12 protein-coding genes are annotated in these 16,611 nt (G+C 71.0%); 9 read left to right on the top strand and 3 right to left on the bottom strand.

Features of this window, described 5'->3' with window-relative positions; all coding sequences use genetic code 11:
* Complete coding sequence (locus tag OIE13_RS23675; RefSeq protein WP_326828767.1) at nucleotides 1-1,257, bottom strand: ABC transporter substrate-binding protein; 1,257 nt, start codon at nucleotides 1,255-1,257, stop codon at nucleotides 1-3.
* 140 nt (nucleotides 1,258-1,397) lie between these two features.
* On the opposite strand from OIE13_RS23675, the gene OIE13_RS23670 reads away from it, so the two are divergent.
* The 3 genes from OIE13_RS23670 to OIE13_RS23660 all read left to right on the top strand — a co-directional run bounded on the left by OIE13_RS23670 (nucleotide 1,398) and on the right by OIE13_RS23660 (nucleotide 5,017).
* Nucleotides 1,398-1,895 (top strand): PadR family transcriptional regulator, encoded by a 498-nt coding sequence (locus tag OIE13_RS23670; RefSeq protein WP_326646980.1) that lies wholly within the window; start codon nucleotides 1,398-1,400, stop codon nucleotides 1,893-1,895.
* On the top strand, nucleotides 1,895-2,635 hold the full coding sequence (locus tag OIE13_RS23665) for an ABC transporter ATP-binding protein (protein WP_442811740.1): 741 nt from the start codon (nucleotides 1,895-1,897) through the stop codon (nucleotides 2,633-2,635). The genes OIE13_RS23670 and OIE13_RS23665 overlap by 1 nt, the downstream gene beginning before the upstream one ends.
* 102 nt (nucleotides 2,636-2,737) lie before the next feature.
* Complete coding sequence (locus OIE13_RS23660) at nucleotides 2,738-5,017, top strand: ABC transporter permease (protein WP_326828766.1); 2,280 nt, start codon at nucleotides 2,738-2,740, stop codon at nucleotides 5,015-5,017.
* A gap of 41 nt (nucleotides 5,018-5,058) precedes the next feature.
* On the opposite strand, the gene treS is transcribed toward OIE13_RS23660, so the two are convergent.
* Nucleotides 5,059-6,756 (bottom strand): maltose alpha-D-glucosyltransferase, encoded by a 1,698-nt coding sequence (gene treS / locus OIE13_RS23655; protein WP_326830312.1) that lies wholly within the window; start codon nucleotides 6,754-6,756, stop codon nucleotides 5,059-5,061.
* A gap of 475 nt (nucleotides 6,757-7,231) precedes the next feature.
* Nucleotides 7,232-8,890 (bottom strand): asparagine synthetase B family protein, encoded by a 1,659-nt coding sequence (locus tag OIE13_RS23650; RefSeq protein ID WP_326636460.1) that lies wholly within the window; start codon nucleotides 8,888-8,890, stop codon nucleotides 7,232-7,234.
* 71 nt (nucleotides 8,891-8,961) lie between these two features.
* Here OIE13_RS23650 and OIE13_RS23645 point away from each other — a divergent pair, with 71 nt between their 5' ends.
* The 6 genes from OIE13_RS23645 (at nucleotide 8,962) to OIE13_RS23620 (ending at nucleotide 16,597) form a co-directional block, all read left to right on the top strand.
* Complete coding sequence (locus OIE13_RS23645; RefSeq protein ID WP_326636462.1) at nucleotides 8,962-10,869, top strand: glycosyltransferase; 1,908 nt, start codon at nucleotides 8,962-8,964, stop codon at nucleotides 10,867-10,869.
* 294 nt (nucleotides 10,870-11,163) lie between these two features.
* Nucleotides 11,164-11,820 (top strand): DALR anticodon-binding domain-containing protein, encoded by a 657-nt coding sequence (locus OIE13_RS23640; RefSeq protein ID WP_326636464.1) that lies wholly within the window; start codon nucleotides 11,164-11,166, stop codon nucleotides 11,818-11,820.
* Nucleotides 11,821-11,863: 43 nt separating this feature from the next.
* Entirely contained in the window at nucleotides 11,864-12,676 is an 813-nt protein-coding gene (locus tag OIE13_RS23635; protein ID WP_326636466.1) for a neutral zinc metallopeptidase, read from the top strand.
* Between the two features lie 140 nt (nucleotides 12,677-12,816).
* Complete coding sequence (lysA, locus tag OIE13_RS23630; RefSeq protein WP_326636468.1) at nucleotides 12,817-14,199, top strand: diaminopimelate decarboxylase; 1,383 nt, start codon at nucleotides 12,817-12,819, stop codon at nucleotides 14,197-14,199.
* 60 nt (nucleotides 14,200-14,259) lie between these two features.
* Nucleotides 14,260-15,552, top strand: a complete 1,293-nt coding sequence (locus OIE13_RS23625; protein ID WP_326636470.1) for a homoserine dehydrogenase — start codon at nucleotides 14,260-14,262, stop codon at nucleotides 15,550-15,552.
* Between the two features lie 238 nt (nucleotides 15,553-15,790).
* A complete protein-coding gene (locus tag OIE13_RS23620; protein WP_326636471.1) occupies nucleotides 15,791-16,597 on the top strand; it encodes a polysaccharide deacetylase family protein in 807 nt (268 codons plus the stop codon).
* The last annotated feature ends 14 nt before the right edge of the window (nucleotides 16,598-16,611 follow it).

Raw genomic sequence — 16,611 nt, 5'->3', positions numbered from 1 at the left:
TCATTGAGCCCGGATGATCTCGACGAGCTGGCCTTTCATGGAGGCGACAACGTCGTCGCCGGCCTCCTCGAAGGGCGGGGTGAGCGCGTTGGAGACCGCGCTGGCGATCACCAGGCTCAGCTGGTTGTAGTTGGCGCTGGCGGGCCTGGGGCGGGCGGAGAGGATGCTCTGCTTCAGGACCGGCAGGTAGGGGAAACGCTTGATCAGGGCGGGGTCGTCGTACAGCTCGGCCCACACGGGCGGGAACGAGCCGTCGGTGAGTACCCGCCGCTGGTTCTCCAGGCCGGTGAAGTAGCGGATGAACTCGACGGCCGACTTCTGCCGCTTGGAGAAGGCGCTCACCGCGAGGTTGTAGCCGCCCAGCGAGCCGGTTCCCGGGCCGCTCAGCCCGGGAAGCCTGGTGACCCCGAACCTGTCGGCGATGGACGAGAGGGTGGCCGGCCCGTACGCGTGCGGCCAGTTGCGGGCGAAGGCCAGCCTGCCCTCCTGGAAGGCCAGCCGCGACTCCTCCTCCTTGAAGGAGAGCGACTCGGGCGGGATCCACCCCTCCCGGAACCCGTCCACCAGGAAGTCCAGGCCGGCCTTCGCCTTGGCCACGTCCATGGTCACCTCGGTGCCGTCCGGGCTGAGGATCTGCCCGCCCGCCGACTGCACGGCCTCGGTGAAGTTGACGGTCAGGCCCTCGTAGGCCAGGAACTGGCCCGCGTAGCCGCCGATGTCGTACCTCTCGTGCAGGGTGCGCGCCTGCGTGCGGAGTTCCTCCCAGGTCTTCGGCGGTTTGAAACCCTGCTTGGCCAGCAGGTCCTTGCGGTAGTAGAGCAGCCCCGCGTTGCTGGTGTACGGCACGGCCCAGAGCTTGCCCTGGTAGACCGCCGTGTCGACGACCGGCGGTAGGAACCGGTCGAGCGGGAACATCGTGCGCTCCAGTGGCAGGATCCAGCCGGCATCGGCGAACTCCGCGGTCCGGACCACGTCCAGTGCCAGCACGTCGTAGCGGTCGCTCTTGGCCTGCAGGTTGGCGACCATCTGGGCGCGCTGCTCGTCGGCCGCCTCGGGGAGTTCGAGCAGGCTCACCCGCTCCTGGGGATGTGTCTGGTTCCACCGGTCCAGCAGCGGTTGCAGGTACGCCGTCGTGTCGCGGCCGATGACGAGGGTGAACGGGCCGGTTCCACCGAACCGCTCGGTCTCCCGCGTGCCGGCAGCCGAGCACCCCGCCAGGAGAAGCACGGCGAGCGCGATGGGGATGAGTCGGCGCACCGTTTCCTCCTGATTTCCAGCTGTTTACATACGCGTTAGGTAGATGCATGCATGTTATGCATAGCGATAACATCATCGTCAACGGATGAACACGTAACGCTCACGTAACGAGCTTTCCGAGGAGGTGGGGCGTGCGGCTGATGCTGCTGGCGCTCCTCGCGAAGGAACCTGCCCACGGCTACGAGCTCAAACAGGCGCTTGAACAGATCTTCGGTAGCGCCTACCCTTCACCGAACATCGGGCAGATCTACGTTACGCTCGGCCGTCTGGAGAAGGACGGTCTGGTGCGCGCCGTGGACGTCGAGCAGTCCAACCGGCCGAACAAGAAGGTCTACTACCTGACGGCCGCGGGCCGCGAGATCCTCGACACGTGGGTGGACGAGCCCACCGAGGGGCCCCGGGTCCGGGACGAGTTCTTCATGAAACTCGTGCTGGCCCCGATGACCGGCATCGCCGACAGGATGGCGATGATCAACCGCCAGCGCCGTCACTACCTCGGACTCATGCGTGACCTCAACGAACTCGCGCAGCAGACCGATCCGGGCAATCGGGTCGCGCTCCTGCTGGTCGAGGGGGCCATGCTGCACCTCCAGGCCGACCTCGACTGGCTCGAACGCTGCCAGGAGGACCTGAGTTGATTTCTCCCGTGGTCGACACAGTCAACCTTGTCAAGATCTACCAGGACGGCGGGGTGCCGGTGCCCGCCGTGCGGGGGGTCGACCTGCGGGTGAGCGCGGGGGAGTTCGTGGCGGTCATGGGGCCGTCCGGGTCGGGCAAATCCACGCTGGTCCACATGATCGGCGGTCTTGAGGCCAGGACCAGCGGCGAGATCTGGCTCGACGGGCAGCGGGCCGACACGCTGAACGAGAGCGCCTGGGCGCTGCTCCGCCGCCGGAAGATCGGCTTCGTCTTCCAGTTCTTCAACCTCGTCGCCAACATGACCGTGGCCGACAACGTCGAGCTGCCCGCGCTGCTGGCCGGGGTCAGCGCGCGCGAGGCCCGCCGGCGCCGCGAGTACCTTCTCGGCGAGCTCGGCCTGACCGCTCGCGCCGACGCCGCGCCCGCCCAGCTCGCCGGAGGCGAGCAGCAGCGGGTCGCGCTGGCCCGCGCGCTGGCCAACAAGCCGAGCCTGCTGCTCGCGGACGAGCCCACGGGCAACCTCGACAGCCGCAACACCCGCGACGTCCTGCGCCTGCTCGGCGAGGTCCACCGCGAGGGCCAGACCGTCATCATGGTCACCCACGACGCCCGGGTGGCGAGCCTGGCCGACCGGGTGGTCTCCCTCCTGGACGGTCAGGTCGTCGACGACGGCGGCGCCGGCCTGGTCCGCCGCCGTCCCAAGGGCAGCGCGGGCGACGTCGTCGAACTGAGAGGCTGACCGATGCGCCCCCCCCTCTCCCCGGATCCTGCCCGCGGGGACCGTCCGGCCCGCGCTCTCGCGGCCCGCCGGGTTCGCGGCCTCCCCGGCCGGCGCGTCGCGATGAGCACCGTCCGCGCCTCCTACCGGTGGATCCGGGCCGACCTGCGGGCGCGCAGGGCACAGGCGCTGCTGACGGTGCTGGCCGTGGCCGGGATCGTCACGGCGCTGATCACCTCCGCGACCCTGCTTGAGGACGGCACCAACCCGTGGCGCGGCCTGTTCGCCGAGTCCAGGGGAGCGCACGTGTGGATACACACCAGGGACGCCCCCGAGGTGGCCGCGCTGTCGAGACTCCCCGGCGTGGTCCAGGTGGCCGGCCCCTACCGGTCGGCCCCGGTCACGCTCACCCTGGACGGGAAGAAGTCGCCGGTGGCGCTGCGCGAGATGTCCGCGACGCCGCCGAGGGTCGCGGTCCCCCTGATCCGGGAGGGGCGCCCGCTCCGCCCCGGCGACACCGACGGAGTGGTCGTCGAGCGCTCCTTCGCCAGGGCGCTCGACCTGAGGGTGGGCGGCCCCTTCCCGGTGACGGGGCTCAACGGCGCCACCCACCCGCTCATCGTGGTCGGCCTGGCCGACAGCGCCGACCAGGGCTTCTACCCCGAGTGGACGCCCGGCCTGGCCTGGACGCTCGGGCCCGTCCTGGCGCGGGTCGAGCCCGCGCTGGGCCGCAGCGAGTCGGTCACCGGGCTGCGCCTGGCCGACGGCGAGGCCACGCTGCCCGCCGCCCACGGTGCCGTCACCCTCCTGGAGGGGAAGATCCAGCGGATGTCCACCTGGCGCGAGGTCCGGGCCTCGATGGAGCTGGACAACCGGCTGCTCGGCCTGCTGCTCGCGCTGTTCGGCATCACCGGGCTGGTGGCCGCCGCGCTCGCCATCGCCAACGCGGTGGGCGGCCGGGTGCTGGCCCAGACCCGCGACATCGCCACCCTCAAGTCCCTCGGCTACACCCGGGGCCAGGTCTTCGCGGTGCTCATGGCCGAGCACGGCGCGCTCGGGCTGCTCGGCATCGTCATCGGACTCCTCTGCGGTCAGGTCGCCGCCTCGTTCGTCCTGGACGGGGTGCCGATCCTGCCGCTCTCGCCGGTCCCGCTGCTCGCCATAGCCGGTGGCACCGCCGTGGTGGTCTGCGTGGCGGTGGCCCTGCCGGCCTGGCGCGGCGGGCGCACCCCTCCCATCCCCGCGGCCCCTGCGGCGCCGCCCCGGGGGCACCTGTCGAGGCTGGCGAGGCTGGCGCTCCTGCTGCGGCTGCCGCCCGCCCTGGTCCTGGGCACCCGCGACGCCTTCACCAGGCGGGGCCCGGCGTTCCTGAGCATCTTCGGCGTCGCGATCCCGATGATGATGATCACCATCGGGCTCGGCTGCTGGGCCACCCTGGAGGACTTCCGCCGCCACCCCGAGCGGGTGGGCCAGGCGGCGGCGCTCACGGTGCGCCCGGACAACCTCCCCGCCGACGAGGCCCTCAGGATCGCCAGGGCCGACCCCGAGGTGCTGGCCGCCTATCCCGGCGCCGAGGTGCTCGCCCTGGAGCCCGAGCAGACCAGGAGCGTGCTGGCCCGCGCCGCGGGTACCTCGGCCGAGCCGTACCCGTTCTCGGTGGTCGAGGGCCGGATGTACGCCGCCAGGGGAGAGGCGGTCGCCGGGCAGGGGCTGCTCGACCTGCTGAGGGTGAGGATCGGCGACCGGGTCCGGCTGACCGTGGGCGGCACCCCGCTGATCGTGCACCTGGTGGGCCGGGTGGTGGAGCCCGACCAGGACGGAGAGGTGCTCTCCTTCGGCATCGACAGTCTCGCGGCCAAGGACGCGGAGCCGCCGCAGTTCTACAGCCTGGTGCTCAGGCAGGGGGCGGACCCGGCCGAGGTCCGGGCACGGCTGCTGGCCGCCTCGGGAGAGACCCTTGAGGTGCACCGGGTGGTCAATCCGGCGGAGCGGCTCGCGATCATCCGGGTGGTGATCGTGGCGCTGATCGGCGTGCTCGCCCTGCTGGGCCTGGCCAACCTCCTCACGGCCGGTGCCCTGGGCCTGCGCGACCACGCCTTGGACCTCGCGGTGCTCAAGGCCATGGGCCTCACGCCCAGACAGGTGGCCGCCACCCTGGTCACCGGGACCGGCCTGCTGATCGTGCTGGGCGTGGTCGCGGGCGCCGCGGCGGGGGCCTCGCTGGTCAGTGGGCTGATCGACCTGCAGGGCCACACCAGCGGCGTCGGTGCCGGCATCGGCCGTACGCCCTCGGCGTTGACGCTCGCCGTCGCGGTGCTCGTCGCGGTCGGGTCCGCCCTGCTGGTGACGCTGATCCCGGCGGCCCGCGCGGCCCGCGCCCAGGTCCCGGTAACGGCCAGGTAGCCTCGGAACACGTGTCCCGGGGCTACCCTCGAAAGCCGTTCTCAGGGCCTGAGCGAGAACCAGTAGAAGCCGTGACCCGGCAGGGTCAGCAGGTACGGCAGGGTGCCCACCGAGGGGAAGTGCACCCCGCCCCTGGCCTCGACGGGGGTCATCCCCGCGAAGCGGCACAGGTCGAGCTCGACCGGCTGCGGATACTTCGACAGGTTGTTGACGCAGAGCATCAGATCGTCCCCGTCCTCACGGACGAAGCTGAGCACCGCCGGGTTGCTGGACCACAGCTCGTTGTAGACGCCGGTGCCGAAGACCGGGTGTTCCCGGCGGATCGCCAGCATGTTCCTGGTGAAGTGGAGCAGCGAGGCGGGGTTCCGCTGCTGCGCCTCCACGTTGACCGCCTGGTAGCCGTAGATCGGGTCCATCACGGCGGGCAGGTAGAGGCGTCCGGGATCGGCCGTGGAGAAGCCCGCGTTGCGGTCGGGGCTCCACTGCATCGGGGTGCGGACCGCGTCGCGGTCCTCCAGCCAGATGTTGTCACCCATGCCGATCTCGTCGCCGTAGTACATGACCGGGGAGCCGGGCAGCGAGAGCAGCAGTGCGGTGAACAGCTCGATCTGGTCGCGGTCGTTCTCCAGCAGCGGGGCGAGGCGGCGCCGGATGCCGAGGTAGGCTCGCATGCGCGGGTCCTTGGCGTACTCGGAGTGCATGTAGTCGCGCTCCTCCTCGGTGACCGTCTCAAGCGTCAGCTCGTCGTGGTTACGGAGGAAGATGCCCCACTGGCCGCTCTCGGGGAGCTTCGGGGTCCGCGACATGATCTCGGAGATCGGCTCGCGGCTGCCCCGCCGCACGCCCATGAAGATGCGCGGCATGAGCGGGAAGTGGAAGGCCATGTGGCACTCGTCGCCGCCGGCCGCGGGATCTCCGAAGTACTCGACCACGTCCTCGGGCCAGCCGTTGGCCTCGGCCAGCAGCACCCGGTCGGGGTAGAGGCGGTCGACCTCGGCGCGGACCTTCTTCAGGTAGGCGTGGGTCTCCGGCAGGCCGGAGCAGTCGGTGCCCTCGCGCTCGAAGAGGTAGGGCACCGCGTCGAGACGGAAGCCGTCGATGCCCAGGTCCAGCCAGAAACGCAGGACCTCCAGCATGGCCTCCTGGACCGCCGGGTTCTCGTAGTTCAGATCCGGCTGGTGGTGGAAGAAGCGGTGCCAGTAGTACTGCTTGCGGACCGGGTCATAGGTCCAGTTGGACTCCTCGGCGCCGACGAAGATGATCGGCGCGTCGGGATACCCGGTCGGATGATCGGACCAGACGTAGAAGTCGCCGTACGGGCCCTCGGGGTCGTGCCGGGACGCCTGGAACCAGGGGTGCTTGTCGCTGGTGTGGTTCATCACCAGGTCGGTGATGATGCGCAGGCCCCGCCGGTGCGCCGACTCGATCAGCTCCACGAAGTCTCCGAGATCGCCGAAGTCCGGCAGGATCTTCATGTAGTCGGAGATGTCGTAACCGCCGTCACGCAGGGGAGACTCGTACAGCGGAAGCAGCCACAGGCAGTCGACGCCGAGCCACTGGACGTAGTCCAGCTTCTCGATGAGGCCGCGCAGATCACCCGTGCCGTCGCCGTTGGAGTCCTTGAACCCGCGGACCAGCACCTCGTAGAAGACCGCGCGCTTGTACCACCGGGGGTCGGCCGAGACGAAGTCCTCGGCCACTGACTCCGGGGAAGGGGAGGGGAGGGGGGATGGATTCATCGTGTTCTCGCTCACGGTGATGAAGGGCAGGACGAAGTCACCGGAAGCTCCGGCTGATGATGTTTGGTGACCGCGCCGCCGGGAGCCGTCATCCCCACGAGCTCCATGGCCTTGGATGGGCCGAATTTGTGATTCGGAGCCATCCGTTGTGGCGCTTTCTGGGCCGAACACTACCAGCCGACCGAACCTCTCGAAGCCCCCTTGGCGTGGTACGCCGCCCCCGCCCCACGGAATCGCGGCGCGCATCGCGCCGTGCCCGCGTAATCGCCGCGTCGCTCACCGTTTTCCTGCGCGAAACATGACACGCCCCAAGGGGGTGACCTCGGCTTATGTCCGCGGACCCGGCAGGCGCGCGCGTCGCCGGACGGGGACGCGTTTCAGTCTTCTGCGAGGGGGCGGAATCCGATTCCGGGGGCGCGGGAAGGCTCAGCCGGGCCGTGTGGTACGGACCCGGCGGGTGGACGGCGTCGGGAGGTCAGTCCCAGGGCGGGGTGAGGTCGGGGAGGCGGTCCCGGTAGTCGCCGAGCCAGGCGCCGAACAGCACCAGGCCGCGTACCCAGAAGCGGTCGTTCCAGCCGTTGAACCGGGTCAGGCCGTCGGGGCCCTCGGCGATCACGGCGTGGAACCGCTCGGACAGCAGCGAGGGCACGGCGTCGGCGACGAGGGTGAGCATCCGGTGGCCGTACTCCCTGGCGGGTGCGGCGGCCGAGCGGAGCGGGACCCGCACCAGCGGCTGCTTGACCACGTTGGTGGAGGGCAGCGCGGCCACGCGCGGGTCGGCCGCGTACAGCAGCTCGCGGTAGAAACGCCCCTGGTCCTTGCGGTTCACCCCCACGGAGAGCGCCGCGTCGAAGAAGTCGGGGTGCATGAACGGCGCCGTGAACGAGACCTCGGGGCCGACCAGGTTGACCGGGGAGCGGGCGATGCCCCGCGCCGTCCTGGTGTGCAGGACCGACAGCGGCAACTCCGCCCGGTGACCGTTGAGCATGGAGGTCGACTGGGTGAAGGCGTGCCCGACGCTGTCGGTGATCCACTCCTCGGCCCGCTCGGACAGGAAGGGCGTGGAGGGGGAGCCCAGCGCCAGCGAGCCGAGCAGCGCGGCCTTGCGCTCGGCCTGCGTGGAGGCCTCCAGCGCGGCCCCGCTGACCATGAAGTTCTTCAGCAGCGGCCCTCCGGCCAGCCCGTCGACCAGGGTCCGCCCCGCCCCGTGCACCTCGCGGGCGAAAGGGGTGTACCAGGCGTGGTGCGGGGTGAGGAACTCCAGCCGCCGCGCCGCGGCCAGCGCGTCGTCGGGGTAGGCGGCGGCGTCCTGGGGGATCACCCGATGGCGCACGCCCAGCTCGCGGGTTATCGCCTTGGCGAAGACGATGTCGGTGTCGGTGCCGTCGTCGGGGCTGGTCGTCCACGACTCCACGTCGGCGCCGCGCGCCACCGCCACCGAGCAGAGCAGCCGCGAGTCGTAGCCGCCGCTGACCGGTACGAGCAGCGGGCGCCCGTCGAGCTCCTTGTAGACCTCGTGCAGGATCTCCAGGATCTCCCCGGCGGACCTGCCCGCCTCGTACGGCTCCTCGCGCAGCCACCGGGGCAGCATCCGCTCGACGGAGATCCGGCCCGACGCCCGGTCGAAGACCATCGCGCTCGCCCCGGCCAGCCGCTTCACCTGCGTGTACGGGGTGTCGTCGCGCAGCGGGAAGGTCAGCTGGATGATCGAGGCCCAGGCGTCCCAGTTGATCTCGTACGGGGTGCGCGCCAGGGAGAGCAACGGTTCGAGCAGCGAGGAGAAGTAGAGGGCCCCGCCGCGGAACAGGTAGTAGACGTCCACGAGGCCGAGGCCACCGGCGTGCAGGGTGATCCGCTCGCCGTCGTCGATCAGGCCGGGCGTCTCGTAGGTCTCGGCCACGGTGATCCACGGCGCCGCCCCACCGGGCTTGCGCTCCCCCCAGGCGAAGGCCCAGGTGTGCTCGTCCCGCTGATAGGGCGGCAGCGGGGAGGAACTGAACAAGGCCGCGCCCTGGTCCTGGACGGCGGGTCTGACCCGCGGCCCCGCCCCGCGCAGCGTCTCCAGGACGGCCTCGTCGAGGTGTCCGATGCCGCCGCAGACGTACGGCCTCACATTGAACGTCGGCCACTGCACCGTGCTGACTCCTCTGTGTCGCGATTGAGCAAAGGGTATCCTTTCGCCCGGCTGAGGAAACGGAGGACGGCGTGGCGGGCGACCAACTCGAAAGCACACGGCAGGCGTTACGGGAGGCGGTGGCTCACGCGGAACGGGCCTCCGAGCTGGCCCGGCTGCTTGACGCGGCACAGGCCAAGATCGCTGACGCGGAGCGGGTGGCCGAGGAACTGCGCGGGGTGCGAGAACTTCTCAGCGAGACCGAGGAGCGGCTGGAGGCCGCGAACGCGGCCGAGGAGAAGCTCCGCAGGGACCTGGCGGAGCAGCGTTACCAGGCCGAGGTGGCCAGGTGGAAGCTCTCCTCGGTGCAGGTGGCCCGCTGGTCCCGGCTCGGCGACGCGATCAAGACCGGCAAGAGCAACCCGGTGCGGCTGGCGCGGGGCCTGCGCGGGGCGGCCAAGCCCGCCAAACGCCCGACCGCTCCCAAGCGCCAGCCGGTGCCGCGCAAGAGCGGTGACAAGGCGCCGGTGCCCGGGGCGTCCTTCCAGGCCACCAGCTCGGTCAGAACCGTCGGCGGCAGGTCGGTCAAGCTCAAGCCGTTCCGCGTCCCGACCGGGCCGAACACCCGCCCGCACCTGACCGCCGCCGTGATCTCCTCACCGCACGGCGAGGCACTGCTGCGCTACGAGTGGCGCCAGAGCACCGGCTTCACGCCGAAGGACTTCGCCCGGGTGCTGGCGGCAGAGGTCCCGCACCTGCTGCTGGTCGAGTCGGTGACCGAGGGGCCGTGGGCGCAGGAGCTGCGCCGGCCGGGGCAGGGGCTGCGCGCCCTGCTGTCCTGGTGCGGGGAGCGGGGCATCCGCACGGTCTTCTGGCACACCGGGGGCGAGGCGGCCGACTTCACCGCCGCGGCCAGGCTGTTCGAGCACGTCGTGACCGCGCTGCCCAAGTCCGTGAGGGCCTGGGGCGCCGCGCTGGCGGCCCAGGAGCCCGAGCCGGGCCGCCGGGCGCCCTCACTGGGAATCCTGCCCTTCGCCATCCAGCCGCGTGTGCACAACCCGCTGCCACTGGTCGGGGATCGGTTCGAGCGGGTGCTCTCGCTGGAGGAGCTGCTCCCCGGGCATCTGTCGTATCCGGACGTGCTCACCTCCTACCGCTGGCCCGTCGCGGTCGACTGCCCGCCGGGCACGGAGCCCTGGCGGATGGCCGAGCTGGCCGCCTGTGGAACCTCCATCGGCACCGATCCCGACCCGCGCCGGGCTCACCTGGCGCTCCGCCAGGCGTACGCCTCGGGCACGATGACCAACAAGGTCGACGACCTGCTGGAGGCGATCGGCCTGCCCAGCGGCCGGGCCACCCTGAACATCTCGGTGATCATGATCGACCGGGGCGACCTGGAGCACACGCTGGCCCAGATCGCGCCGCAGAAGGGAGTCGTCCAGCTGGTGCTGCTGTCGGACGTTCCCGACGCCGCGGCGCGGGCCCGCGCCGCGCTGCCCGAACAGGTGCACGTCACGGTACGCCGCCCCGACCCCGGACTCACCACGGGCGGCATGCTCAACCGCGCCCTCGACCTGTGCCAGGGCGACCTGGTGGCGGTCATGGACGCCCGTGACCGGTACGGAGAGCACTACCTGACCGATCTCAGCCGGGCGTTCCTGTTCACGAGCGCCGACATCGTCGGCAAGGCGGCCTACTACGCCCACCTGCGCGACGTCGCGGCGACGGTGTTGCGCCAGCCCTCGGCGGAGTACTCCTACCTCCCCGATGTCGCGGGTGCCACCCTGCTGGCCCGCCGCACGGTGCTGCGCGGCATCGGCTTCGCCGACGTCTCGGAGAACTGGGCCGAGGTGCTGATGCGCCAGTGCCGTGCGGACGGGATCAAGGTCTTCTCCGCCGACCGCTTCGGCTACGTCTGCCTCCGTGACCGCGACCGCTGGCTGCTCGGCTCGGCCCAGCTCGTCGACTACGGCCCGGCCGACCCGCACGCCCTGATCTGACCGTCGTACATCCTCGGTCCGCCTGGTCAGGGCGCGGCAAGGGCCAGGGAAGGGTGCGGGAGAGCGCGGCAAGGGGCCGGTCAGGGCCTGGGAAGGGCCAGGTAGCGGCAAGGGCCAGGGAAGGGCCTGGGAAGGGCCAGGTAGCGGCAAGGGCCAGGGAAGGGCCAGGGAAGGGCCAGGCAAGGGTCCGGAGTCGGGCCCCGGCCCTGCGGCGGCGGGAGCCGGGGCCGTCCGGGCGGGATCTGCACGGGATCTGCACGGGATCTGTGGGCGGCGGACGGCTAGGCTGCCGGGATGACGCCCGGCGCGCTCGGCGAGGTCCTCGGCCTGCCGCCGATCCCCAGGGGGACGTGGGCCGAGGAGGCGATCTACGTCTCCCCGGCCGCGCTGCGCCGGGGAGAGGCCCCCGAACAGATGGCCGGGTGGCTCCGCGCGCTGCCGGGGATCGCGGCCGTCCGGGTCCTGGCCGGTGGCTTCCTGGAGATCGCGGTGTCCGTGCCCGGCGAGCTCGTCACGGAGATCGGCGCGCGCGTCCCGCCCGTCACGGGCACATCCCCGTGGGCCGACCTCCCCAGGACGTGGGCCAACCCCGGATTCGTCGTCAGGTACGCGCACGCGCGGGCGGTCGCCGTGCAGCGCTGGGCGGTGGAACTGGGCGTCGGCGGAGCCTTCAGGCCCGAGCTGCTCGACGGCCGCAGGGACAGGGCGGTGCTCAGGTCGCTGGCCGAGGTGCCCGGCAGGCGGGTGAGCCGGGATCCCGGGTGGGCCGCCTACGCCGAGCACCTGGCCCTGGCCTACCACGACGCCTTCGAGGGAGCCGCCGCGCTTCCCGTCGGTGACGAGGAGCCGTCGGAGCTGCACGCCGCCCGCGTGCGCCTGGCGCGGGCCGTACGTGACGTGCTGGCCGAGGCGCTGGCCGTGCTTGGTGAGACAGCCCCCGACAGATTGTGATAGACCCTCTCAAAGAAGATCAAAGGGATCAGGGGAGAGGCGAATGGGCGGTCCCCGCGACTGGGAGGCGTACGAGCCGCGCCGCCCCGGGATGATCCGGCGGGTGCTGCCGACCCTGCTCGCCTTCGCGGTGATCTCCGGTGGGCTCGTCTACCTCGGCGACGATCTGCGTGAACTCCTCGGAACCGCGCCAGGCTCGCCCCGTTCGGTCGCGGCGAAGCACCGCCTCTACGAGGAGACGGGGCCGATCGACGCCCGCTGCGGCACACTCCCGCGAAACCTCGACGCCGACGCCCGCGCGTCGCTGAAGGCCCTCTCCGGGTGCCTGGACCGGATGTGGGCGGTCACCCTGGCGAAGGCGGGCATCGACTACGCGGCGCCGGAGGAGGTGCGGCTGATCGCCGCCTCCGAGGAGGCCGCCTGCGGGATCGACGACTACGACTGGGCCGGGGTCTACTGTCCCGACTCCCACGTCGTCAACGTGCTGGTCGAGGACGAGCGGGTCTTCCCGATGATGTTCACGCTCGCGCACGAGTACGCCCACCACGTTCAGGAGGTCAGCGGGATCGCCGACCAGGGCGGTTCCGAGGCCTTCGACGAGGCGTGGTCGCGGCGGCTCGAACTCCAGGCGGACTGCCTGGCGGCGGCGACGCTGCGCATCGCCGCGCCACGCCGGCTGAAGAGCCTGCGCGGCTTCGCCGGGCGCGATTCCGGCGCCGAGGACGATACGGAGGCGGCCTACCGGCAGTCGCACGGCTCGGGCGCCAGCAGAGCCGAGTGGATGCGGCACGGCCAGGAGGGCGGCACGGTGGCGGCCTGCAACACCTGGGGCGCTCCCGCCGAGCAGGTCTCCTGAAGATCAGATCGCGGTGCGACATTAAAATATGTCGCGAAAGTGGTCAATAACGTAAAAAATTCGCGTATTCGAGGGTGGCCGCGTCTCGATAGGTGGGCAATCGTCTCAGGGGGATCACCGGGTCCGATAGCCTCGATCGGGTGAGTCGATTCGCCCATCCCGCCGGTGACCGGCATGCCGAAGTGCTGCCCGAGGAGCGCCCTCCGCACGCACCCGCCGACCTGAACACGCTCGACCCGACCATCTGGCCGCGAACGTCGAGCCGCGCCGACGGCTCGATCACGGTCGGCGGCGTGGACGTCAGGGACCTGGTCGCCGAGCACGGCACCCCGCTCTACGTGGTGGACGAGGAGGATTTCCGCTCCCGTTGCCGCGACTACGCGAGCGCCTTCTCCGGGGGCGAGGTCCATTACGCCGGCAAGGCGTTCCTGTGCCGCGAGGTCGCCCGCTGGATCATGCAGGAGGGCCTCGGCCTCGACGTGTGCAGCGCCGGCGAGCTCGCCGTCGCGCTCAGCGTCGGGTTCCCGCCCGAGCGGATCACCATGCACGGCAACAACAAGTCGCTCGCCGAGCTGGAGAGGGCCGTCGAGACCGGTGTCGGGCACATCGTGGCCGACTCCTTCGAGGAGATCGCCCGCCTGGGCTTCCTCGCCGACAAGCACGGCAGGCGCCCTCGGGTGATGATCCGGGTCACCGTGGGTGTCGAGGCCCACACCCACGAGTTCATCGCGACGGCCCACGACGACCAGAAGTTCGGCTTCTCGCTGAGCTCCGGCGCGGCGGCCGAGGCGGCCAGGCGGATCCTCGCCCTGCCCCAGCTGGAGCTCGTCGGCCTGCACTCCCACATCGGCTCCCAGATCACCGACACAGCCGGGTTCGAGGTGGCCGCGGCACGTCTGGCCAAGCTCCTGGTGCAGATCAAGGACGAGCACGACGTCGTGCTGCCCGAGCTCGACCTCGGCGGCGGCTACGGCATCCCGTACGTCGACGGTGACACGGCACCCGACGTCAAGGAGATCGCCGACAGCCTTCGGGAGATCGTCAGCAAGGTGGCCAGGGGCGCCGGCCTGCCGGTGCCCAAGCTCACCGTCGAACCGGGCAGGGCCATCGCCGGACGCGCGGGGGTGACGCTCTACGAGGTCGGCACGATCAAGGACGTCGAGGGGCTGCGCACCTACGTCAGCGTCGACGGCGGCATGAGCGACAACCTCCGCACCGCCCTCTACGGGGCCGAATACACCGCGCGCCTGGCCTCCAGGGAGAGCGCCGCCGAGCCGATGCTCTCCCGTATGGTCGGCAAGCACTGCGAGAGCGGCGACATCGTCGTGCGGGACCTGTGGCTCCCCGCCGACCTGGCCACCGGCGACCTGATCGCCGTCGCGGGCACCGGCGCCTACTGCCGCTCGCTCGTCAACAACTACAACTACCTCCCCAAGCCCGCCGTGGTCGCGGTCAAGGACGGGGTGTCCCGCGTGATCGTCCGTCGGGAGACCGAGGACGACCTGCTGAGAGGACAGCTGTGAAACGACCAGGAGCGGCCGAGAAACCCGTGCGTGGCGTGGGCGAGAGGGGAGCGTGATCGTATGGCGCTGAAAGTCGCGCTTCTGGGATGCGGAGTCGTCGGCTCCCAGGTGGTCAGGCTCCTGCACGAGCAGGCCGACGACCTCGCCGCCCGTATCGGGGCACCGCTGGAGCTGGCCGGGGTCGCCGTGCGGCGCCTGGGCCGCAGGCGGGACGCCGACGTGGACCCCGCCCTGCTCACCACCGACGCCGAGGCCCTGGTCGCCCGAGACGACATCGACATCGTCATCGAGGTGATCGGTGGAATCGAGCCGGCCAGGGCGCTCATCCTGGCCGCGCTGAACAGCGGCAAGTCCGTCGTCACGGCCAACAAGGCGCTGCTCGCCGAGGACGGCGCGACGATCCACGCCGCGGCCAGGGCCGGCAACGCCGACCTCTACTTCGAGGCGGCCGTCGCGGGTGCGATCCCGCTGGTCCGCCCGCTGCGCGAGTCGCTCGCCGGGGATCACGTCCATCGCGTGCTCGGCATCGTCAACGGCACCACCAACTACATCCTCGACAAGATGGACTCCAGTGGAGCCTCGTTCTCCGACGCGCTGGGGGAGGCCCAGGCGCTGGGCTACGCCGAGGCGGACCCCACCGCCGACGTGGAGGGTTTCGACGCCGCGGCCAAGGCCGCGATCCTCGCCGGGATCGCCTTCCACAGCCGGGTGACGGCCGCCGACGTGCACCGCGAGGGCATCACCGAGATCACCGCGACGGACGTGGCCAGCGCGAAGGCGATGGGCTACGTCATCAAGCTGCTGGCGATCTGTGCCCGCTCGGAGGACGGCAGGTCGTTCGGCGTACGGGTCCATCCGGCCATGATCCCCAGGACGCACCCGCTGGCGGGGGTCCGCGAGGCGTACAACGCGGTGTTCGTCGAGGCGCGGTCCGCCGGTCAGCTCATGTTCTACGGCGCGGGCGCCGGCGGCGCACCGACCGCGAGCGCGGTGCTGGGCGACATCGTGGCGGTGGCCCGCAACGTGCTGGCGGGCACCCGGGGCCCGGAGGAGTCCACCTACGCGGACCTGACCGTGCACCCGATGGGCGAGACCGTCACGCGCTACCACGTCTCGCTGGACGTCGCCGACAAGCCCGGTGTGCTCGCCCGGGTCGCCGACATGTTCGCCAAGCAGGACGTCTCCATCCAGACCGTTCGTCAGGAGGGGCACGGCGCGGACGCCCAGCTCGTGCTGGTCACCCACCGGGCCGGCGACGCCGCGCTCTCGGCCACCATCGAGGGCCTGCGCGAGCTGGACATCGTCCGCGACGTGGTGAGCGTCATGCGGGTGGAGGGCGAGGAGACTCCGTAGCGCGGTGACCGCCGCTCCGGCCGGGTGAACCTTCCCGGCACACGCCCCCGGGACTTCGATGATCGGCACCGCCCGGTGAGTCTGCCGCAAAGCTCTTTGCGGCAGACTCACCGGGCGGTGCCATGCCGGGTCGGTATCGGGTTCCTGGGGATTTGATAACGGATAATTCGGTGGTCTCTATAGGCTTATATGGTGTTTTTTTACGCTTTATTTGCTATTCCGGGAAGGAGAGCCCACCGTGAAGATCTTTCGTCGGGTGGCTGTGTTCTCCACGGCGCTGGCCATCGCGATGGCGCCGGGACCGGTCGCTCACGCGAAGACCGCGAAACCCTCGAAGAAGGCCGGGACCGTCGTCTCGCTCACCTTCGACGACGGTGACTCCACACACCTGGCCGTGGCCCGCATGCTGGAGAGACACGGCATGCGTGGAACGTTCTACGTCAACACCGACACCATCGGCGGCGAGCTCAAGCTGACCCGGCGCCGGCTCGCCGCGATAGCCGAGAAGGGCCACGAGATCGGCGGTCACACGCTGACCCACGTCCGCCTCACCGAGCTGACCCGGAGCGAGCAGGAGGGGCAGATCTGCGACGACCGCTCCAGGCTGGTGGCGTGGGGGTACCGGCCGGCCACCCTCGCCTACCCGTTCGGCGCGGTCGACGCCGACGCCAAGGCGGTGGCGAGGCGGTGCGGCTACGACGCGGCCCGCTCGGTCGGAGGGCTCAGGGAGTGGGGGTGCCCCGGCTGCCCGGCGAGCGAGACCATGCGCCCGAGGGACCGCTACGAGATCCGCACGCCCGGCTCCGTCCGTGAGGACACCCTGCTGCGACACATGAAACAGCAGGTCCTCAACGCGGAGAAGGGCGGTGGCGGCCTGGTTCCGCTGGTGTTCCATCGCGTCTGCGACCGCTGCGGGCTCTACTCGGTGGCTCCCGAACGCCTGAACGGGTTCCTCGACTGGCTGGCGGCCCGCAAGTCCCGCGGCACCGTCGTGAAGACACTGCAAAGCGCCGTCGGCGCCCGCTACCGCCCCCTGCCCGGCTGAGCGGCGACCCGGGC

It is taken from the genome of Streptosporangium sp. NBC_01810 (genome assembly GCF_035917355.1).
Classification (GTDB): domain Bacteria; phylum Actinomycetota; class Actinomycetes; order Streptosporangiales; family Streptosporangiaceae; genus Streptosporangium.
This window is presented reverse-complemented; position numbering and strand designations above follow the sequence as displayed.